The following is a 19,985-nucleotide window of genomic DNA, read 5'->3' as shown; positions in this document are numbered from 1 at the left end:
ATATGGTAAAATCCCTTTAGAATCCTTTTATGGGTATTGTAGCGGTTTCCTTTGGAAAAAGCGAACTCAACTGGGACCATATGTTCGCCAGGCGGGGGGGAAGAGAAATGCCAATTGTAACGGAAAAGTCATTTACATAGCGCTTGCAAGCATGGATTACCCCGATCCGGTAAATCTGTAATACAATTTTAACATGCAATAGGGACTATAATGATATAATGAGTGATGTGTGTCAGGAAAAATCATTCTTGCGTTACTGCTCATCTTATGCAATGTTTCGGCCAGAAGCGGAGGAAGCCAATTGAAAGAAACTACATTTGATATCCAAACGTTGGATACCATTTTTAATAATATGGTTCGAACAATGGATCAATCCAAAAATGATATCTTTATTATAAGTGAACAGAGCCGGCAAAGTTATGAAGAGATGCAAAGTGAGCTGAAAATGGTAAAAGAAGATATTTCCCGGGTAATAACCGAAGGTGACTACTTGGAAGATATGACACGCCACTCCAGAAGACGACTTGCCGATGTATCGAAAAGCTTTATGAATTATTCTGAAGAAGAAGTAAAGCAAGCATACGAAGTTGCCAATGATCTACTCGTCCGTCTATCGATCAACAAGATGGAGGAAAAACAACTACGTCATCGTCGCGACGAATTAGAACGTCGGTTGTCCGGATTGTTGGAGACGATCGAGCGGGCAGATCATCTTGTCAGTCAAGTGACAACAGTCGTCAATTATTTGACGACCGATCTGAAAAATGTGGGAGAAGCCCTCGAATCTGCGCGCCATAAATCGGAATTTGGCATTCGTATCATCCAGGCGCAAGAGGAGGAGCGGAAAAGGTTGTCCCGGGACATCCACGACGGGCCTGCCCAAATGCTGGCAAATGTACTGATCCGATCCGGGTTGATTGAGAAGACGTACACGGAGAAGGGACCTGGGAAGGCATTGGCTGAACTCGCTGATTTGAAAGAAATGGTGAGGAGCGCGCTGTATGAAGTCCGGCGCATCATTTATGATCTTCGACCGATGGCATTGGATGATTTAGGGCTGATTCCGACGTTGAAGAAATATTTGACCACGGTGGAAGAGTATCAAAACGGTGTGACAATCCATTTTCAAAGTACGGGGCAGGAACGTCGTTTCAACTCGAACTTTGAGGTTTCCGTTTTCCGGCTTGTCCAAGAGTCTGTATCAAATGCATTAAAGCATGCAAATTGTTCTGACATTTGGGTGAAAGCGGAGTGGATTCACGATATAATGAATATCATCATCAAAGATAATGGAAAAGGCTTCGACCAGAAAGAAGTGAAAGATAAGTCGTTTGGTTTGATCGGAATGAGGGAACGGATCGATTTGCTTAAAGGGGAAATGAATGTCATTTCCAGTCCCGGCAGTGGGACGACTATCCTTTTCCGTATTCCGCTTCGAATGGACATGATTGACTACTAGGCATTGGAGGAAAGAATTATGACAAAGATATTAATTGTAGACGACCATCAGCTATTCCGCGAAGGGGTGAAACGCATCCTGGACTTCGAAGATTCATTCAACGTTGTTGCCGAAGGGGACGACGGGAGTGAAGTGGTAGAACTCTATCGACAATATCTTCCTGATGTCGTATTGATGGATATCAATATGCCGCGTATGAATGGGGTGGACGCGACTGAAAATTTGATGAAGGAATTTCCTGACGCGAAAGTGATCATGCTCTCTATCCATGACGATGAATCCTATGTGTCCCATGCACTGAAAACTGGGGCGCTTGGCTATATGTTGAAAGAAATGGATGCTGACGCAATCGTCCAAGCGATCAAAGTCGTGGCAGCGGGCGGTTCGTATCTTCATCCGAAAGTGACGCATAATCTTGTGACGGAATTCCGGAGATTGAGCGAGCGTGAACATAAAGGATCATTCCAACAAAACGATATCCGCCGTCCATTCCATTTGCTAACGAAACGGGAATGTGAAGTGCTTCAATTATTAACGGACGGGCAAAGCAACCGGACGATCGGTGAAACGCTCTTTATTTCGGAAAAGACGGTCAAGAACCATGTATCCAGCATCTTGCAGAAGATGGCTGTAAATGACCGGACACAAGCGGTCGTCACTGCTATTAAAAATGGTTGGGTCGAAGTGAAATAATCAATAATAGAAGGGGGCCTTCCGCTGCGGGACAGGCCCCTTTATCGTAATTACGGCAGATCATTACGACGCGATACAATTTTTGTGTGTAGGAGGAACAAGAATGAAACGAAATATAGGTTTACTGATGTTGGCACTGCTTCTACTTTTGGGAGCCTGTGGCAAAAAGGAGGAACCGTTGGAAGGAAGAGGTTCGGTCGATGATGGCGAACAGCCAAATTCGTATGGAACGATCGATCATGGCGTGGATGACCAAAAAGTCGGTTTCAGTTTGTCCGGCGATACGATCGAGGAAGCGACAGGCATCCCGGAAGAAGAGAAAAAGAAGATTCTGGAAACGTTTGACGTATATATTGATACATTGAATAACCGGGATATTGACGGCTACCTCGCTACGTTATCAGAAGAGAAGTATGACCTAGCCGAGGAACGCAAAGTGACCGAGACGCTTTTCGAAGAATATGATTTGACCCGTGAGGCATCGGACGTCACAATTGTAAAGTATAGCGACAGTGAAGCCCAAGTGTTTTCGAAAATCCGGACATTCTATAAACAACAGTCGACCGGTCTCGAAACGAACCCGACCGGACGCCAAGTGACCGTCTTCAAAAAAGAAGGCGACGCCTGGAAAGTCGCCGGTGTGCATTATGTCGGCGATGAAGGAAAGGAATAAATGCAAGCAAAACTTCCAGCCCCTGTGGTTGGAAGTTTTTTTGGGGGTGGCTTATAAGTTTGGTTTCGCCCGTCCACCTTCTCATTCCCTTTTACATAAAACAGTTGCGATTCCACAAACTAACTCCATTACCTGTGCTAATTTTGAAAATACTTCCTGCTGAATTTGGTTGATTTCCAGGAAGTTAGGGCATATAATAAACGAGAACATACGTTTGATTCGGAGAGAAGGAGGGAGGGGAATGCCTTTAATTCCCGCGGAGGCATTGCCGTATTTTGAGAATATGATCTATTTACCAATGGTGTTGATCATTTTGGAGCGTGACCGGCAGGCATTTGAAAAAGGGCCCTTCAAATTGAAAGGCCCGTATGTGAAACGGGTGGATGAAGCGATGAAGCTAGTCCGCGCCGATCTGAAGGAGACTACGGCATACTTGCGTCGTCACGGCATGAAAGTCATCCGGAACAAGATGGATGATACGTTCACGGAATATGTATTTATCCATGGCGGTTACGAAGATAGTCGACGTTATTTGAACGTTCGACTGCGCAATCGGACGGAAGAGCTTCTTGATAGCTTTCTCACCAGAGTGGGAGTCTAACTAGTCATCGGAAAGATAGGACAGCGATGACCGGCTCAATTGCTTTTGTCTTTTCAGGAAATCCTTTTCAAGGAAACCGGCGAATGTGTATTGCCGGTAAAGTGTGGAAGCGGAAATATCCACTTTGACAGACTTTCCATTTTCCAAATGTACTTTGGTACCCGATTCATCGGATTCGAAATAATCAATGGCGTGGTATGAAATCCAAACATTCTGGTCAGCTTGGGGAGATAAAGTCGGCAGGAAGATATAAGGCCTGCCGTAATCATGGGCGATGATAATCGGGGTCTTATGGTGTTTGCCCAGCTTTAGCTTTGCTGTATTTGTTGAACCTTGTAGAGAGCCGCCATAATAGTCGCATGATTTCCTTACAACGTGAATTGGTTTCCGTGGGATGATGGTTTCCCGATGCCTTTCAATAATGCGTGTCGTCACTTTCTTTCCGTCATTGATAGGTTGTAACATAAAGGTATCAAAAGATACAACATAATTCGCACTCGATTTCTCAAACATCAACTAGCCAACACTCCCTTCATGATTACACTCCATTATAAATCAGAAAATTATAAAATCAATAACCTCGTGAATATTAAGTTCTAGTTATTTTTATAGTCAATATGTCTTATTGTTGAATGAAAAACCTTCCGCCCATTTGGAAATGAGGGAAGGAGATCCTTAATTCTGGTATTCAATTGCTGCTGCACCGAGTGTTTTTGCAGCCAATAGCATGGCTCTTTCATCGATGTCGAATCTAGGATGATGATGTGGATAAACGTCTTTTGGTTGGGCACCGGTGAAGAAAAAGGTGCCGGGTACTTTTTCCAGGTAGTAAGCAAAATCCTCTCCTCCCATAAGAGGATTAATGTTTACGACATGCTCTACGCCCGGTATGGTTTCCGCGACTGTCTTCAAAAATTCCGTCTCTGTCTTATGGTTGATGACCGTTGGATAACCCCGGAAATAGTCGCAGGTGATCGTGCAATCATTGAGCAACGCTGTCCCTTCGACAATTCTCTGGATCTCGAGCTCTACCCGATCCTGAATCGCGGGATTGAATGTGCGGACTGTCCCACGGATCAAAGCGGAGTCGGCAATGACATTGAAGGCATTTTCAGCGACGAAGGAACCGACGGACACCACAGCGGATTCAATCGGATCCACACGGCGTGATACGATTTGCTGCAAATTCATAACGAGCTGGGAGCCGATGACAATCGCATCTTTCGTCTGGTGGGGCGCCGCTCCATGACCGCCTGCGCCTTGAACCGTTATTTCAAAGCGGTCCGCAGCAGCCATAGCCGGTCCTATGATGTATTCAACCGTACCTAGGGGAGTCAATGACCAGAGGTGTGTGCCAAATATGGCATCGACTCCATTAAGGCAGCCCGCTTCAATCATCGATTTAGCGCCTCCAGGAGCGTATTCCTCCGCGTGTTGGTGAATGAAGACATATTCTCCGGCTAACTCTTCACGCATTTCATGGATTGCTTTTGCCAGCTGCAACAAAGTGGCTGTATGACCGTCATGGCCGCAAGCATGCATGACCCCGGGAACAGTCGATTTGTATGGTACATCTTTTTCATCTTGAATCGGCAATGCATCAAAATCAGCGCGCAATGCGACCGTTTTTCCCGGTTTTCCGCCTTTCACGCGCGCCACGACACCATTGCCTCCGACACCCGCCTGCACCTCTACTCCCAGATCGATGTAAAAATCATGGATCAACCGGGCCGTGTTCTCTTCCTTGAACGATAATTCTGGATGCATGTGGAGATGGCGACGGATTGCAACCATGTTGTCATACGCCAAATCTAGCTTTTCAAACAGTTGTGCTTTCACTCCATGACCCCCCTCAATTTAAATCATACCTATGCTCTAAGTATAGCAACCCGCCCTAGGTTCGGCAATGAAGGGAGGAAAGCCCAAGCTACGCGGATTGTACGTAGATTTATCCTAACAATCTACAGCAAAAAAAGCATGACCAGCAAAGGGTCACGCTTCTTCATCATTCGTTATCGCTTGATAGGTGGCAGTGTACGGCGCGCTCGTAAAAATATGCGGCCGGTCCGTTCCGATGCGAGCACGGTCGATATTATGCACACGCTCGTAGGCTTTGGAATCCTTCCATAGGTTATAAAATCTCGCTTCCGACCATTCGGTCAAAATAACATACGTATCCGAATCGAGCGGGCGAAGTAAGCGAAATGCGATAAAACCGGGTTCCTCGTCCATCGCATTTATTTGCGTTTTAAAGTGATGCTCAAAGACTGGACGGCCTTCATCCATCACATTAATATTATTGAGGGCAAAATAGCCATCCTCTTTCAATTCGCCAGAAGCACCGAGCACTTCAAACCGCCGGGGTGTCTGGAATACTGTTTTCCCTTCGGTTTCATGTAGTAAAATAGAATTCCCTTGTCCGTGCATGACGAACATCCTTTCATTCGCATGCTTTTCACGGAGTTTTTCCATGAATTCGGGTGTGCCGGACGTAATGTAAATGTTCAATCCCCATCCCTCCTCCTATTTATATGCTTATATTTTCCCTGAAACGGGCAAATAAAACAAACATTGACGAATCCATGACATACAAAGTGGAAAAGGGCGCACAATTTTATGACAATCGGGGCTACATACTATACATTGTCAAGGGGAACGTCTATATTGAAAACGGATATGTAGTAACGGGTAGTGATAAAACAATGAAAGTAGGAATCCATCAAATGACTTCATTCAACGATACACTTTTACGTGCCGCCCGTGGCGAGAAAATTAATCATACTCCTGTATGGTATATGCGGCAAGCAGGCCGTTCACAACCGGAATATCGAAAAATCAAAGAAAAATACTCTCTTGAAGAGATTACCCATCAACCGGAGCTATGCGCCTATGTGACGAAACTCCCGGTGGACCAATATGGCGTGGATGCGGCCATCCTTTATAAAGATATTGTCACTCCACTTCCAGGCATCGGTATCGATGTCAAAATCAAAGCCGGTGTCGGCCCGGTCATCAGCAATCCGATCCGTACCGTCCAAGACGTTCATAATCTTGGCGAACTATCCCCGGAAGAGGATGTTCCGTACGTCTTCGAAACAATCAAAATGTTGACGCAGGAGCAGTTGAACGTTCCTCTCATCGGATTTGCGGGTGCACCGTTCACTTTGGCGAGCTATATGATCGAAGGGGGACCTTCGAAAGGGTATCATTTAACAAAAGCCTTCATGGTCTCCGAACCGGAAGCGTGGTTTGCGCTGATGGACAAACTTGGGGATATGACGATCACATACATTCAAGCCCAAGTGGCTGCAGGGGCCAAAGCGGTCCAAATCTTCGACTCGTGGGTCGGTGCGTTGAATGTGGCGGACTACCGGACTTTCATCAAACCGGTCATGACACGGATTTTCACGGAAATTCGCAAATTGAATATCCCGATTATCACGTTTGGCGTCGGTGCCAGCCATTTAGCAAACGAGTGGCATGAACTGCCGGTCGACGTCGTTGGTCTGGACTGGAGACTATCCATCAAGGAAGCGGGCGAGCGCGGATTGACAAAACCGGTCCAAGGAAATCTTGATCCGGCACTTCTATTGGCGGATTGGAATATCATCGAAGAACGTGCCAAGGTAATTATCGAGCAAGGCGTGGAACATGGCAGCCATATTTTCAATCTTGGACATGGCGTATTCCCGGAAGTCCAGCCGGCTACGTTGAAAAGGTTGACGGAATTCATTCACGAGTACAGTGCGAAATTGAGAGGCTAACAGAACTAGCGATGAGGTGAAACGAAGATGACGAAAAAGACGATGGGGCTTTTGGTTATGGCCTATGGTACGCCCTATAAAGAAGAGGATATCGAACCGTATTACACGCATATTCGACGGGGCCGTCCACCAGCACCTGAACAACTGGAGGATCTAAGGAATCGTTATGCGGCAATCGGCGGGATTTCACCGCTTGCCAAAATCACCGAAAACCAGGCAACGGCATTGGCAAATCGGTTGAATGAAGTGCAGGACGACATTGAATTTAAAGTGTACGTCGGATTGAAGCATATTACACCGTTCATTGAAGAAGCGGTTGAGAAAATGAAAGAAGACGGGATCCAAGAGGCGGTTTCCATCGTCTTGGCCCCGCATTTCTCCACTTTTTCAGTGAAGTCGTACAACGGACGGGCACAAGAAGAAGCTGAGAAATATGGAATTCGAATCACTTCCGTCGAGAGTTGGTACAAGCAGCCTAAGTTCATCCAATATTGGGGCGACCAAGTGCGCAACACATATGAAACTATGAGCGATGCAGAACGGAAGTCCGCCTGCCTGATCGTTTCGGCGCATTCCTTGCCGGAGAAAATCCTGGCAGCGGGTGATCCGTATGCCGATCAACTGAAGGAGACGGCCGATTTGATTGCCGCGGCAGCGGGCATTGAGAACTATGAAGTCGGCTGGCAAAGTGAAGGCCAGACACCTGAGCCATGGCTTGGTCCGGATGTCCAAGACTTGACACGGGAGCTTCATGAAGAGAAAGGGTATGGGACGTTTGTCTATACGCCTGTCGGATTCGTGTCCGATCACCTAGAAGTGTTATACGATAATGACTATGAGTGCAAGGTCGTTTGCGATGACATCGGAGCGTCCTATTACCGTCCGGCTATGCCGAACACCGATCCGCTTTTCATCGATGCGATGGCGGATGCGATTTTTGAGAAATTGAACGAAGCCTAACAGCGAGGAAAGGAAGCGAAATGGACATGGGCGGACAAAACAAGAAAGTCGTCATCGTCGGTGGAGGGATAACCGGGCTCTCCGCGGCGTTCTATATGCAGAAAGAGGCGCGGGAAAAAGGGCTTGCGCTCGATGTGATCCTCATCGAAGCGTCCAATCGGCTTGGAGGAAAGATCCAGACGATACGACGGGACGGTTTTGTTATCGAACGCGGTCCGGATTCATTCCTCATCCGGAAAAAAAGTGTCGATATTCTGGCAAAGGACCTCGGGATTGAAGGGGAACTTGTCAAGAACGCAACAGGGCAGGCCTATGTTCTCGTCCACAATGAAATGTATCCAATTCCGGGCGGCTCCATTATGGGGATTCCGACAGAAATCGGTCCGTTTTTGAAGACGGGATTGTTTACTTGGGCTGGTAAGATGCGGGCAGCGGGAGACTTCGTGCTTCCGCGTTCGGGTATCGAAGGCGATCAGTCCCTCGGTCATTTTTTCCGTCGGCGTTTTGGCGGAGAAGTCGTCGAAAACCTGATTGAACCGCTCTTGTCAGGCGTTTATGCAGGGGATATCGATACGATGAGCTTGGAGTCGACCTTCCCGCAGTTTTATCAAGTGGAAAAGAATCACCGGAGCTTGATTCTGGGAATGAAGAAAACAACACCGAAGCAACTTCCTCAAAAGAATAGCCATAGCAGCAAGCGGGAAGGGGCATTCCACACCTTCCGGAATGGGTTGGAGACGTTGGTGGAAGCGTTGGAAGATCAGATAGACCCGGATTCGATCCTGAAAGGCGTCCGTGTAGAGGGAATCCAGTCACGGGAAGGGAAAACCGTGCTGGAGCTGAATGACGGTAGGGAAATCGAAGCCGATTCTGTCATTCTGACAACAGGACATGAGATGGCCGGCCGTTTATTCGCCCCGTATGGCATATTACAGAATTTGCGAAACATCCCGACCACATCAGTGGCTACCATCGCGCTCGCATTTCCGGAAGAGAGCGTTGTGCAGGATAAGGAAGGAACTGGCTTCCTCGTATCCCGAAGCAGCGATTACTCGATTACGGCGTGTACATGGGTCCATCGCAAGTGGCCAACGACAACGCCTAAAGGGAAGGTGTTGCTACGGGCGTTTGTCGGGCGTGCGGGTGACGAGGCCATTGTCGATCTGCCCGACGATGAGATTGAAAAAATTGTCTTATCCGACCTTTCCAAAATCATTAAAATTCAAGGAAAGCCGGAATTTACAGTGGTCACCCGTTGGAAGGAAGACCGTCCGCAATACCGGGTCGGCCATAAGCAATTGATCGAAGCTTCCCGTAAAGAATTACACGCAATCTTCCCGCAAGTGAAACTCGCCGGCGCTTCCTATGATGGAGTCGGACTACCCGACTGTATCGATCAAGGAAGAGCGGCCGTGGAAGAAGTGCTACAAGATTTATTCGAATAAACCAAGGTCTGCCCGCGTGGCAGGCCTTTTTTTTACTCAATTTGCGTCAGGTGCCCATAAGTCGTGCCCGGCGCTCATAAGTTGCGTCCAGTGCTCATAAGTCGTGCCACTCGCTCATAGCTCCCTCCAACCGCTTACAATCCCCCATAAATATTTCCAACGCCAGCTTCCTCACTTCCTCTCTGTGTTTCTTTTTATTCCGTAATGGGAAATGAAAGAATAGAAAGAGGTGGGGAGATTGAGAAAGAGTTATTTTAATTGGGTGTTCCTTCTGCTTCTTCTTGTCGGGGGATGCGGCGTGACTGAAGTGCCCGGTCCGATGCCTGATGATGAATTTCTGGTCATTGCTCATCGGGGGGCTTCCGCCTATTTGCCGGAAAACACATTGGAGGCCTTTTCACTTGCCGAGAAGCTGGATGCTCCATATATCGAGTTGGATATACATCTGACGAAGGATGGAAAAATGGTTGTCATGCACGATGAAGACGTGTCGAGTACGACGGAAGCGAGCGGGGAGATTGCCAGTTTCACATTATCCGAATTGAAACAATTGTCGGCGGATGCGCGTCAATCCGAGACGATCGCGGTCAGCGATCAGGAAGACTCGTTTGCGGTCCCGACATTGGAGGAAGTGTTTAACCAGTTTGGCGATCAGATGAATTACGTTGTAGAACTCAAAGATCCGGAGCAGTATCCGGGGATCGAGGAGAAGCTTGTGGCTTTATTGAAACAGTATGAGCTGATGGGGTTTGATAAAAAGGAGCGCCCGAAAGCGGTCGTCCAATCGTTCAGCGAAAAAGGCCTGAAGCGAGTTCACGAGTTGGAGCCGGCCATTCCATTATTGCAATTGATCTCCTTTGAAGATGACGAGGAAGCGAAGTTATCCGACAAAGAAGTGGAAGACTTGCTGAAGTATGCAGCAGGTATCGGAATCAGTTATGAAGCGTTGACACCCCCGTTTGTCAATGAAATGCACAAGCAAGGCCTGACCGTGTATGCGTATACCGTCAATAAGAAGGAAGACGCGTTGAAAATGAAATCGATGAGGGTCAATGGCATCCATACCGACCACCCGGATCTATTGAAGAATAGTGGAAAATGAAAAAAACAGCTACAGGATATTGTCCTGTAGCTGTTTTTTATCTTAAAGAATATTGCAAGAGTTGCATTTGTTACCGTAGCACTCATGCTGCTCTTCGATTTCTTCTCCACATGAGACGCAGATTTTAGCCGGCAGGTTTTTAAAGAATTCGATGATATTTGTGATCATAGCAAGTCTCTCCCCTTTAATTCAAAATACACGTGTATAGTAACAGTCGCTTCATTGGCATAGTCGTAGGTTTGTCATTAAAGAATATTGCAAGAATCGCATTGATTCCCGTAACACTCATGTTGTTCCTCAATTTCCTCACCACAAGATGTGCATACTTTTGCGGGTAGGTTCTTGAAAAATTCGATCACATTTTCAAGCATATCTTTCATCTCCTCTCGTGGTTTGTTGTATAACTCTTGTTGTTATTAGTAGTGTATTATAACAGGGTGTAGAATGTCAACGGTTTTTTTGATTATTTCTGAAAAATTTTAAAAGAGGTGCTTTTCAGGCTGAAATGGTAGAATGAAGGCACCAACATCAAAAGGAGCGATGATCTTGTTTTTCGTTGATAATAAAGGGATTACTGATCCACGGATCAACCTGGCGATTGAAGAGTACGTGTTGAAGAATATGGACGTCGACAAAGATTCTTTTTTGCTGTTCTATATCAATGAACCGTCGATCATCATCGGAAAAAACCAGAACACCATCGAAGAAATCGATACGGAATATGTGGATGCAAATGGAATCCATGTGGTACGCCGCTTGTCTGGCGGAGGTGCCGTGTATCACGACCTCGGCAATTTAAATTTCAGCTTCATTACAAAAGATGACGGGGATTCGTTCCGGAATTTCAAGAAGTTTACGGAGCCTGTCGTGAAAGCGTTGGCTGAATTGGGGGTGGAAGCGAAATTAGAAGGGCGCAACGATATTTTGATCGACGGCCGGAAGATTTCGGGGAATGCTCAGTTTGTGACAAACGGTCGGATGTTCAGTCACGGGACGCTTCTGTTTGATACAGAAATGGATCGGGTCGTTTCGGCGTTGAGGGTTCGGAAAGATAAAATCGAGTCGAAGGGCATTAAGTCGATCCGCAGCCGTGTAGCGAACATCTCCGAATTCCTGCCAGAGCCAATGACGATCGAACAGTTCCGGGCAGCGATTTTGAAATCGATTTTCGGCGGTGAAGAGAATATTAAATATGCAGAGTTGACGGAAGAGGACTGGAAGAAGATCCATGAGCTTTCGGCTGAACGCTATGCGAATTGGGACTGGAATTACGGAAAATCGCCGAAATTCAATATGCAGCACTCCCACCGATTCCCGGTCGGCAGCCTGGATATCCGACTTCAAGTGAACAAAGGTATGATCGAAGATGTCCATATTTACGGTGACTTTTTCGGCGTTGGGGAAGTCGCGGTGATAGAGGATACCTTACAAGGCGTTCAATACGATCGCCAAGCTATCGGTGAAGCGTTGAACCACGTCGATATACCGATGTATTTGGGCGGCATCACGAAGGAAGAATTTTTGCAATTAATATATTGAGGAATTGGACACGCCCGACGATTGTCGGGCGTTTTAAGTTCGTGGTGACTACTGGAGAATTACCCCTCCCGTGGGCGCTCATAAGTCGCATCAAGCGATTATATTTTCTGCGGATCGCTCATAAGTCGCCGCAAGCGATCATACTTCCCGCGGAACGCTCATAATTTGCTTCAAGCGATCATAAATTCCGCTGTCCGCTCATAAGTCGTGTCAAGCGCTCATAATTCGCGTCAAGCGATCATAACTCCCGCGGCCCGCTCATAAGTCGCTTCAAGCGATTATAACTCCTGCGAACCGCTCATAAGTCACACCAAGCGATCATAACTCCAACGCCCCGCACATAAGTCGCCTCAAGTGATCATAACTCAAGTCGCCTGCTCATAAGTCGAATCAACCGATTATAACTCCCGACAAGCGCCCATATATCCAAAACTCCTCTCCTATCCTCCTCAAATCGTCCTCACACTCCATTCCCAATACATCCCGCCGCCAGTAATACGTTATACTAGAGGGAGAGTGAAAGGGGATTTGAAGATGGAGAATCAGCGGATATTCATTGTGGAAGATGATCGCAAAATTGCGCAGTTGTTGGCGGATACGTTGCGGAAGTATCAATATGACGTAGCGGTAATTGAAGATTTCGATCGTGTGACGGAAGAATGCACGGCCTTCAATCCGCATTTGATTTTGCTTGATATTAATTTGCCTTCATATGACGGTTATTATTGGTGTCGCCAGTTGCGCCAGCATACGACCTGTCCAATCCTGTTCATTTCCGCGCGGTCGGGTGATATGGATCAGGTATTTGCGCTGGAGAATGGCGGCGATGACTTTATTACGAAACCTTTCCATTACGAAATCGTCCTTGCCAAGATAAGAAGCCATTTGCGCCGTTCGTTCGGGGAGTATGCGCCAAATCAAACCGAACGAACAGTGAAACTGGGCTTGTTGACTTTATATATTGAACGCATGGAATTACACCTCCGCAATCAGGTCGTGCCTCTTCAGAAAAAGGAATGCATTGTGCTCAATCTACTCCTGGAGGCCTCGCCGAAAGTGGTGTCACGGGAAACGTTGCTGGAAGAGCTATGGGATGATCAAACGTTTGTCGATGAAAATACCTTGAATGTCAATATGACACGGGTGCGTAAAAAGTTGTCCGATTACGGCATTCAATCCGCGATTGAGACAGTTCGGGGGGCGGGGTATCGGTTCATGCTCGCGCCGGAGGAAGCATGAGGAAGATCGTCCTTTTCCTGCGGGAACATGTGTCGTTCCTTGTGTTTCAAATGGTCCTCGTCCTGTTCATCCTATTGCTGTATTGGCTGGACGGGTTCCGGAATTATAACACAGCAATTTATTCCATCAGCATCAGTATCTTGTTGACGGCAGGCTATCTGGCTGGAAAATTGATTATGCGGCGTTCGTTTTATGCAGCTATTACACGCAAACCAACGAAAATGGAAGATGCGTTGATCCGACATGTCCAAACACCGGAACATCGGCAGACGACTGAATTCACACGCCAATTGTACAAGCTGTATCAGACGGAAGTGCAGTCGTTGTATTCGTCGCAGCATCGGCAACTCCATTTCATGAATCAATGGGTACATCAGATGAAGACGCCAATCTCCGTCATCGGACTCTTGTTACAGGAAGACGGCGAATTAGATCGGGCAAGCATCGCGGAGGAAGTGGATAAAATCCGCCGTGGTCTCGAGTCGGTCCTCGTCAATGCGCGGTTGGAGACATTTGAAGAAGATATGCGGATCGAGCGTGTCCCTCTATTGAATCTGGTGCAGGAACTTGTGACGGAACATAAACGGCTGTTCATTACAAACGGAGTGTTTCCGGTCATTTCGATCGATCAGGACTTTCTTGTGGCGACCGATGTCAAATGGATGAAAATCGTCATCGGGCAGTTCATAACCAATGCGGTCAAATATACGTTTGATAAAGGGAAGCGGGTCCACTTGACGGCAGAAAAGGACGGGACCGGCTTGAAGCTTTCCATTCGGGATGAAGGGGTCGGGATTCCGTCCTCTGATTTGAAACGGGTAACGAAAGCTTTTTTCACCGGAGAAAATGGCCGGTTGACTGGAGAATCAACAGGGATGGGCTTATACATCGCGTCGGAAGTATGCGAACGGTTGGGGCATCCGTTATCAATCGAGTCTGAACTTGGGATCGGTACGACAGTGTCGGTTTTATTTGAAAACGGAGGAGGTGGAGCAATTGATGGAGCGAAAACCAATCGTCGAATTGACGGAAGTGACGAAGATTTATGAAAGCAAAGTGATGCACCGTGCGTTGAACCGCATGGATTTTGAGGTCGATGAAGGGGAGTTTGTCGCTGTGATGGGCCCTTCGGGGAGCGGCAAGACGACGCTGCTGAACTTGATTTCAACAATTGACGTGCCAACGTATGGCCGGGTGATGATCGACGGAATTGAACCGGAAACATTAGGGTCGAATGAACTGGCGCTTTTCAGGCGGCGCAATCTTGGGTTCGTCTTCCAGGATATCAATTTGCTCCATATGCTAACGGTGGAAGAGAATCTGGTATTGCCACTCACATTGGACGGATTGTCTCTAAAGGAGATGGAAGCCCGGGTCGAAGAATTGGCAGAACGCTTGGATTTGAAGACGATTTTGCATCGGCGACCGGATGAATTATCGGGCGGGCAGGCACAACGGACCGCAATCGGCCGTGCGTTGATCCATAAGCCGAAAATCATTTTGGCGGATGAACCGACCGGCAATCTGGATTCGAAGTCGGCGAAGGATGTCCTCGAGCTGCTGGAGGGTATCAATCAGTCTGAAAAAACGACAGTCATCATGGTGACACATGACCCGATTGCAGCCAGTTATTGTGACCGTGTGCTATTCATCAAAGATGGCGAGTTTTTTAATGAAATTTATAGAGATGAGCGGAGACGGACATTTTTCCAACGCATTTTGAACGTGCTGTCGCTTCTCGGGGGGAATGTCCATGATCTTTCGTCAGTTCGCTTACCGTAACGTCGTCCGGAATAGCCGGATCTACGCCGCGTTTTTCATGGCAAGCGTCTTTTCGGTCATGGTCTTTTTCTTGTATTCGATGTTATTGTTCCACCCGTCCATCGAAAACCGGTTTGTCCAGGAAATCGCCAAATCGGGGATGATCACAGCCCAGATTATCCTTTATATATTCACGTTGTTCTTCCTGTTCTATTCGATGCGGGCTTTTTTGCAAGCGCGCACGAAAGAATTTGGCATCCTGCTTCATTTAGGAATGGCGAAAAAGCAACTGCATCGGCTCATTTTCATTGAAACGATGATTATCGGGACCGGATCGATTTTGGCGGGAACGTTTCTCGGTTATATGTTTTCGAAATTCTTTTTTATGATCGTGAAAAACATCGTCATGCTGCCGGCTTTGCCTTTGTACGTATCTTGGAAGCCGTTCGCGTTGACGGTTGGCGTCTTTTTAAGTTTGTTTGTGATCATTTCTTGGGTTGCTCCGTTTTTCATTCGGACCGGCCAAATAGCGGATTTGCTCCAGCGTGAATCGGGGAGCGAGGGAGCGTACGGCTATACATCGATTCGAGCTTATTCTGGCATTTTTTTACTGGCGTTGGCCTATACGATGGCTGCTTTGACGTCGCACTCGATCGTCATCGGGCTCAGCTTTTTATTGCCGCCGCTCGCGACAGTCGGAACGTATTTGTTTTTCACCGATTCCTTGCCGATGGTCCTTCATAAAATCCGGAAACGGAAACGGCTCTATTGGCATCATTTCTGGCTGCTATCCATCTCGGAGGGCGTCGTACGGCTGCGGGAAAATGCCCGCATGTTTTTCATCGTCACCATTGTGTCGACAATCGCATTCATGTCGGTCGGCATTTTGGCCTCTCTCACTTCATTCGCCTCGCAGTATCGGGAAATGCACCCGCTCGGCCTTGTGTATAAGAGCGAAATTGGGAATGAACTTGAAGGCGAGCATATAAAGCGGCTTGTCCGGGAATTGCAGGAGGAGGAGATCGACTACTCGCTCGTCAAATTCAATGTGTTAGAGCAGATGTCTTCTTTCACGAACAATTCCGTCAAAATTTTGAAGCAGTCGGATGTCAATTTGTTGGCCAATTCATTTGGCTATGAAGCGATCCGCATGGAGAAAGGGGAGGCACTCTTTTTACCACCGTCCGTTTCCTCATATGAGCAGTTGAAGGATCGTCGCGTCCAGACGGTGCTGGAAGAAAGCCAAGTCCGAGTGAAAATTTCTGGCGCTTATCCATATCATTTATTTTCCTCCTATTCGATGGAGATGAATCCCATCATTTTGAATGACGTGGATTATGACATCGTGGCGGAAAGCGGGCCAGCAGAGAGTATCAAGGCGTTCACCTATTACGCCTTCAACGTACCGGACTGGCAGAAAACGAAAAATGTCGGCTTGCTCATCGAAGCGAAGGCAACGGACTCTTTTCTTTCCGGGACAAGTGAACAGCTGTTGTATTCTTTTGAGAATCCGGGATTGAATTATTCGGTCATTCGGACGACCTTTTCGCTGCTGCTGTTCATCGGCCTTCTGCTGGCGGCCGTCTTTTTCTTGGCAGCGGGGAGCTTCATTTATTTCCGGCTTTATACTTCGCTGGCTCGGGACCGGAAACAATTCGACGTCCTGCGCCGGATGGGCATCACCGACCGGGAATTCAAGAAAGTCGTCAACCGGCAGCTCATCCCGCAGTTCTTCTTCCCATGGGGCGTGGCATTCGTCCACAGTTCTTTCGCGTTTCTGTCCTTGCAAGTGATCTGGGACGCCCTCGCGGAAATCTCGATCGTCAAGGAGCTCACTCTAGTGCTCGCCGGTTTCACCATCATGCAGATCCTCTATTTCTACCTGATCCGCTGGCGCTATTTGGCGCATATCAAAGCAGCGGGTTGAATGAAGAGCCGCCCCTCATCCCGGGTTTTGGGGTGGGGGGCGTTTATAATTCTTGAGCGGCGCTCATAAGTTTTGCGGAACGCTCATAATTCTCGAGGGGCGCTCATAAATCTTGCGAAACGCTTATAATTCTTGTGGCACGCTGATAAATTCTGTGCGGGGATCATAAGTCTTGCATAGCGATCATAACTCTTAGCAGCAACACTCCTAAGTCAAATGTTCCTTGTAACCCTCGTCCATCGTGACTATATTAGTATAAAAATTTAGCCTATCTAACCTGTAATTCTTCACCTTCAAAAGAGATGGTTGTATTTTCTGAACTTTTCTTATATAATAATTTTATTGTTTAAATGAATGACTGTTCATTCAATGGAAAAGGAGATGAGGAGATGAATTTAGTTTCACAGGTTCATGAAACGGCGATGACACAACCGGGGAAGACTGCTTATCATTTCATGGGTAAAGACACGTCGTATGCGGAGTTTGATCAATCTGTCTCCATGTTTGCTTCGTCGCTGCAAGATCTGGGGGTCGGGAAAGGGGACCATGTTGCATTCCTTCTTGGGAATACGCCGCATTTTTTAATTTCGCTTTATGCGACGATGCGAATCGGGGCGACCGCCATTCCGGTAAACCCCATTTACACGCCGGATGAAATTTCCTATATTCTACATAATAGTGACGCCAAGGCGGTTATCGCGCTAGATCTGTTATTGCCACTTGTGGAAAAGGCGGCGGGAACATTTCCCGCAATCGGCCACTACGTCATTTGTGAAACGGAACCCAATACGCCTAATAAATTAACTGCTTTACCGGAAGCGGTGAAGGAGAAAGTCCATTCCTTTTCGGGTTTGATTGCCACCGGCCGGCCGGATGTCGATCCGGTTACTGTGGATGAGGATGAAACCGCTGTCATTTTGTATACATCGGGGACGACAGGACGTCCGAAGGGAGCGATGCTGACGCACAAGAATTTGTATTCCAATGCACGAGACGTCGGCGATTATCTCGGTTTTTCCGAAAATGACCGGATTATTGCTACGCTCCCGGTGTTCCATGTCTTCGCGCTGACGGTCGTTGTCAATGCGCCACTTTTGATGGGGGCCACTGTTTTGCTCGTTCCGCGCTTTTCGCCGGTTGATGTATTTGCCATTGCGAAACAGCAACAGGCGACGGTCTTCGCGGGTGTGCCGACGATGTACAATTTCCTGTACCAATATCCGCAAGGCGATCCGGCTGATTTTAAATCCATCCGCCTGTCGATCTCGGGAGGCTCATCCTTGCCGGTCGCACTGCTGCATAACTTCGAAGAGAAATTCGATGTGCGGGTCTCGGAGGGTTACGGTCTGTCCGAAGCTTCTCCGGTCACCTGTTTCAATCCGCTCGATCGGGAGCGCGTTCCCGGGTCGATTGGCACTTCCATCATCAACGTCGAAAATAAAGTCGTCGACGAGTTGGGAGATGAAGTGCCGGTTAACGTTGTCGGCGAGCTGATTGTCCACGGACCGAACGTCATGAAGGGGTATTATAAGATGCCTGAAGATACCGAAGCGACGATCCGTGACGGGTGGCTTTACACGGGAGACTTGGCGAGGCGCGATGAAAACGGCTATTTCTACATTGTCGACCGTAAGAAGGATCTTGTCATTGTCGGCGGATACAATGTGTATCCGCGCGAAGTCGAAGAAGTACTCTTCGCCCACCCGGACATCGTCGAAGCTGCAGTCATCGGCTTACCTGATCCGGACTTCGGCGAAGCGGTCCATGCGTTCGTTGTATTGAAAGAAGGCTCGAACGTCGACGCACACCAATTGGTCGCCTACTGCGCTGACAGACTCGCTAAATACAAAGTGCCAAAACGTTTCGAATTCCTGGATGAACTGCCAAAGAACACAACGGGTAAGATCTTGAGACGTTCTTTAAAGGATCAAGTGACGCAATAATGTAAAACCGTCCTGCAGAAGGTAAATGCCTTTTGCCAGGGCGGTTTTTTATTGCGGGAAATGGTTTCTAGGCAAACTCCGAGTAAGTCTAAGGTCCCTCTTTGAGAATAAAATTGGGAACTTGACGGATATCGATTGGAAAGTGACGGATAAATGAGCGGAAGTGACGGAAATAATGAGAGATTTGACGGATAAAAAGAGAATCTCACATTTTCCCCCCAAACTTTAAAACTTTTTCCACGCCGTTTCCGAATATACTTAAGAGAAGATCAAGACGAGCGAGTTGATGACGAATGGACAAGGAAAAGCGGTGGATTCGGCAGATCCAAGAAAAGGGCAGCGAGTCAGCGGCGAATGCGTTGGTGATGAAGTATTATAACGAAATGTATGCTTTCTGTTATAAACAGACGTTGGACGCAGATCTCGCGATGGATATGACGCAGGAGATTTTCATTAGCGTGCTCCAGTCCATCCACAATTACGACAAGGTGAAGGCGTCATTCCGGACATGGTTGTACAAGCTGGCGTCCAATCGGCTCGTCGACTATTACCGGCCCAAGAGTTACCGATACGCCCAGATGGAGCAATCCATCGACGACTACGACTTTGAGGACGATTATGATCTGACCAATTCTCCCGAATACAAAGAAGATTACCAGAAGGTTGGGGCACTTATTAATGAACTGGATGCCCGGTCCCAGCAAATTATCCGGGGACTATACGTTGCAAGAGGTCGCAACGATCGAAGTTCGGCCTAAAACCGATGCTGCAATTCATCATCCAGGTCTGGTATCCAAAGTGGCTGGTCCCGTTCGCTTACGGTGCCCTCCTGGTGATTTGGCGTTTGGCAAAAAACGAAAGGAAAAAGGATATTGTTTT

The 19,985-nt window shown here is 47.5% G+C and carries 20 protein-coding genes; 15 read left to right on the top strand and 5 right to left on the bottom strand.

The genetic code is table 11. The annotated features are described in order from the left end of the window. The first annotated feature begins 301 nt into the window (after window positions 1-301). From AB1K83_RS08065 to AB1K83_RS08050, 4 genes are all read left to right on the top strand, one after another. On the top strand, window positions 302-1,459 hold the full coding sequence (locus AB1K83_RS08065) for a sensor histidine kinase (RefSeq protein WP_413057665.1): 1,158 nt from the start codon (window positions 302-304) through the stop codon (window positions 1,457-1,459). An 18-nt stretch (window positions 1,460-1,477) separates the two neighbouring features. Continuing rightward, window positions 1,478-2,152 carry a response regulator transcription factor gene (locus AB1K83_RS08060; protein WP_340744762.1) on the top strand — a complete coding sequence of 225 codons (675 nt, stop codon included), beginning with the start codon at window positions 1,478-1,480 and terminating at the stop codon, window positions 2,150-2,152. Between the two features lie 103 nt (window positions 2,153-2,255). Next, window positions 2,256-2,825 carry a nuclear transport factor 2 family protein gene (locus AB1K83_RS08055; protein WP_413057664.1) on the top strand — a complete coding sequence of 190 codons (570 nt, stop codon included), beginning with the start codon at window positions 2,256-2,258 and terminating at the stop codon, window positions 2,823-2,825. A gap of 241 nt (window positions 2,826-3,066) precedes the next feature. Next, complete coding sequence (locus tag AB1K83_RS08050) at window positions 3,067-3,426, top strand: hypothetical protein (protein ID WP_413057663.1); 360 nt, start codon at window positions 3,067-3,069, stop codon at window positions 3,424-3,426. Here AB1K83_RS08050 and AB1K83_RS08045 read toward each other — a convergent pair whose 3' ends face one another. The 3 genes from AB1K83_RS08045 to AB1K83_RS08035 all read right to left on the bottom strand — a co-directional run bounded on the left by AB1K83_RS08045 (window position 3,427) and on the right by AB1K83_RS08035 (window position 5,934). Next, window positions 3,427-3,939 (bottom strand): competence protein ComK, encoded by a 513-nt coding sequence (locus AB1K83_RS08045; protein WP_413057734.1) that lies wholly within the window; start codon window positions 3,937-3,939, stop codon window positions 3,427-3,429. Window positions 3,940-4,101: 162 nt separating this feature from the next. Beyond that, window positions 4,102-5,265 carry a M20 family metallopeptidase gene (locus AB1K83_RS08040; protein WP_413057662.1) on the bottom strand — a complete coding sequence of 388 codons (1,164 nt, stop codon included), beginning with the start codon at window positions 5,263-5,265 and terminating at the stop codon, window positions 4,102-4,104. A gap of 153 nt (window positions 5,266-5,418) precedes the next feature. Further along, the gene (locus AB1K83_RS08035; RefSeq protein ID WP_413057661.1) at window positions 5,419-5,934 is read right to left on the bottom strand and encodes an antibiotic biosynthesis monooxygenase family protein; all 516 of its coding nucleotides are present in this window, start codon (window positions 5,932-5,934) and stop codon (window positions 5,419-5,421) included. Window positions 5,935-6,149: 215 nt separating this feature from the next. On the opposite strand from AB1K83_RS08035, the gene hemE reads away from it, so the two are divergent. From hemE to AB1K83_RS08015, 4 genes are all read left to right on the top strand, one after another. Next, window positions 6,150-7,190 (top strand): uroporphyrinogen decarboxylase, encoded by a 1,041-nt coding sequence (hemE, locus tag AB1K83_RS08030; protein ID WP_413057660.1) that lies wholly within the window; start codon window positions 6,150-6,152, stop codon window positions 7,188-7,190. 27 nt (window positions 7,191-7,217) lie between these two features. Beyond that, window positions 7,218-8,150: a ferrochelatase gene (hemH, locus tag AB1K83_RS08025; protein ID WP_413057659.1), complete on the top strand. Its 933-nt coding sequence runs from the start codon at window positions 7,218-7,220 to the stop codon at window positions 8,148-8,150. A 26-nt stretch (window positions 8,151-8,176) separates the two neighbouring features. Further along, on the top strand, window positions 8,177-9,595 hold the full coding sequence (gene hemY, locus AB1K83_RS08020) for a protoporphyrinogen oxidase (protein ID WP_413057658.1): 1,419 nt from the start codon (window positions 8,177-8,179) through the stop codon (window positions 9,593-9,595). A 238-nt stretch (window positions 9,596-9,833) separates the two neighbouring features. Continuing rightward, complete coding sequence (locus tag AB1K83_RS08015; RefSeq protein WP_413057657.1) at window positions 9,834-10,697, top strand: glycerophosphodiester phosphodiesterase family protein; 864 nt, start codon at window positions 9,834-9,836, stop codon at window positions 10,695-10,697. Between the two features lie 42 nt (window positions 10,698-10,739). Here the strand turns inward: AB1K83_RS08015 and yhfH (AB1K83_RS08010) are convergent, their stop codons facing one another. Both yhfH (AB1K83_RS08010) and yhfH (AB1K83_RS08005) read right to left on the bottom strand, forming a co-directional pair. Further along, a complete protein-coding gene (gene yhfH, locus AB1K83_RS08010; RefSeq protein ID WP_413057656.1) occupies window positions 10,740-10,865 on the bottom strand; it encodes a protein YhfH in 126 nt (41 codons plus the stop codon). A 77-nt stretch (window positions 10,866-10,942) separates the two neighbouring features. Continuing rightward, complete coding sequence (gene yhfH, locus AB1K83_RS08005; RefSeq protein ID WP_070098198.1) at window positions 10,943-11,068, bottom strand: protein YhfH; 126 nt, start codon at window positions 11,066-11,068, stop codon at window positions 10,943-10,945. Window positions 11,069-11,243: 175 nt separating this feature from the next. On the opposite strand from yhfH (AB1K83_RS08005), the gene AB1K83_RS08000 reads away from it, so the two are divergent. From AB1K83_RS08000 to AB1K83_RS07970, 7 genes are all read left to right on the top strand, one after another. After that, the gene (locus AB1K83_RS08000) at window positions 11,244-12,236 is read left to right on the top strand and encodes a lipoate--protein ligase (RefSeq protein WP_413057655.1); all 993 of its coding nucleotides are present in this window, start codon (window positions 11,244-11,246) and stop codon (window positions 12,234-12,236) included. A gap of 534 nt (window positions 12,237-12,770) precedes the next feature. Further along, window positions 12,771-13,475 (top strand): response regulator, encoded by a 705-nt coding sequence (locus AB1K83_RS07995; protein WP_413057654.1) that lies wholly within the window; start codon window positions 12,771-12,773, stop codon window positions 13,473-13,475. Beyond that, window positions 13,472-14,524 carry a sensor histidine kinase gene (locus AB1K83_RS07990; protein WP_413057653.1) on the top strand — a complete coding sequence of 351 codons (1,053 nt, stop codon included), beginning with the start codon at window positions 13,472-13,474 and terminating at the stop codon, window positions 14,522-14,524. Before AB1K83_RS07995 ends, AB1K83_RS07990 begins: the two co-directional genes overlap by 4 nt. Beyond that, a complete protein-coding gene (locus AB1K83_RS07985; RefSeq protein ID WP_413057652.1) occupies window positions 14,475-15,257 on the top strand; it encodes an ABC transporter ATP-binding protein in 783 nt (260 codons plus the stop codon). The genes AB1K83_RS07990 and AB1K83_RS07985 overlap by 50 nt, the downstream gene beginning before the upstream one ends. Next, window positions 15,229-17,163, top strand: a complete 1,935-nt coding sequence (locus AB1K83_RS07980; RefSeq protein ID WP_413057651.1) for an FtsX-like permease family protein — start codon at window positions 15,229-15,231, stop codon at window positions 17,161-17,163. The genes AB1K83_RS07985 and AB1K83_RS07980 overlap by 29 nt, the downstream gene beginning before the upstream one ends. Window positions 17,164-17,552: 389 nt before the next feature. Then, the gene (locus tag AB1K83_RS07975; RefSeq protein ID WP_413057650.1) at window positions 17,553-19,106 is read left to right on the top strand and encodes a fatty acid--CoA ligase family protein; all 1,554 of its coding nucleotides are present in this window, start codon (window positions 17,553-17,555) and stop codon (window positions 19,104-19,106) included. A 293-nt stretch (window positions 19,107-19,399) separates the two neighbouring features. Continuing rightward, window positions 19,400-19,864, top strand: coding sequence for an RNA polymerase sigma factor (locus tag AB1K83_RS07970; RefSeq protein WP_413057649.1), 465 nt, complete (start codon window positions 19,400-19,402; stop codon window positions 19,862-19,864). The last annotated feature ends 121 nt before the right edge of the window (window positions 19,865-19,985 follow it).

Origin of the sequence: Sporosarcina sp. 179-K 3D1 HS, assembly GCF_047228905.1 — a bacterium.
Classification (GTDB): domain Bacteria; phylum Bacillota; class Bacilli; order Bacillales_A; family Planococcaceae; genus Sporosarcina.
This window is presented reverse-complemented; position numbering and strand designations above follow the sequence as displayed.

Coding starts and splice junctions, on each gene's coding strand:
- AB1K83_RS08060 (WP_340744762.1), top strand. CDS start 1,478: ATGACAAAGATATTAATTGTAGACGACCATCAGCTATTCCGCGAAGGG.
- AB1K83_RS08055 (WP_413057664.1), top strand. CDS start 2,256: ATGAAACGAAATATAGGTTTACTGATGTTGGCACTGCTTCTACTTTTG.
- AB1K83_RS08050 (WP_413057663.1), top strand. CDS start 3,067: ATGCCTTTAATTCCCGCGGAGGCATTGCCGTATTTTGAGAATATGATC.
- AB1K83_RS08045 (WP_413057734.1), bottom strand. CDS start 3,939: ATGTTTGAGAAATCGAGTGCGAATTATGTTGTATCTTTTGATACCTTT.
- hemE (WP_413057660.1), top strand. CDS start 6,150: ATGACTTCATTCAACGATACACTTTTACGTGCCGCCCGTGGCGAGAAA.
- hemH (WP_413057659.1), top strand. CDS start 7,218: ATGACGAAAAAGACGATGGGGCTTTTGGTTATGGCCTATGGTACGCCC.
- hemY (WP_413057658.1), top strand. CDS start 8,177: ATGGGCGGACAAAACAAGAAAGTCGTCATCGTCGGTGGAGGGATAACC.
- yhfH (WP_413057656.1), bottom strand. CDS start 10,865: ATGATCACAAATATCATCGAATTCTTTAAAAACCTGCCGGCTAAAATC.
- yhfH (WP_070098198.1), bottom strand. CDS start 11,068: ATGCTTGAAAATGTGATCGAATTTTTCAAGAACCTACCCGCAAAAGTA.
- AB1K83_RS07995 (WP_413057654.1), top strand. CDS start 12,771: ATGGAGAATCAGCGGATATTCATTGTGGAAGATGATCGCAAAATTGCG.
- AB1K83_RS07990 (WP_413057653.1), top strand. CDS start 13,472: ATGAGGAAGATCGTCCTTTTCCTGCGGGAACATGTGTCGTTCCTTGTG.
- AB1K83_RS07985 (WP_413057652.1), top strand. CDS start 14,475: ATGGAGCGAAAACCAATCGTCGAATTGACGGAAGTGACGAAGATTTAT.
- AB1K83_RS07980 (WP_413057651.1), top strand. CDS start 15,229: ATGATCTTTCGTCAGTTCGCTTACCGTAACGTCGTCCGGAATAGCCGG.
- AB1K83_RS07975 (WP_413057650.1), top strand. CDS start 17,553: ATGAATTTAGTTTCACAGGTTCATGAAACGGCGATGACACAACCGGGG.
- AB1K83_RS07970 (WP_413057649.1), top strand. CDS start 19,400: ATGGACAAGGAAAAGCGGTGGATTCGGCAGATCCAAGAAAAGGGCAGC.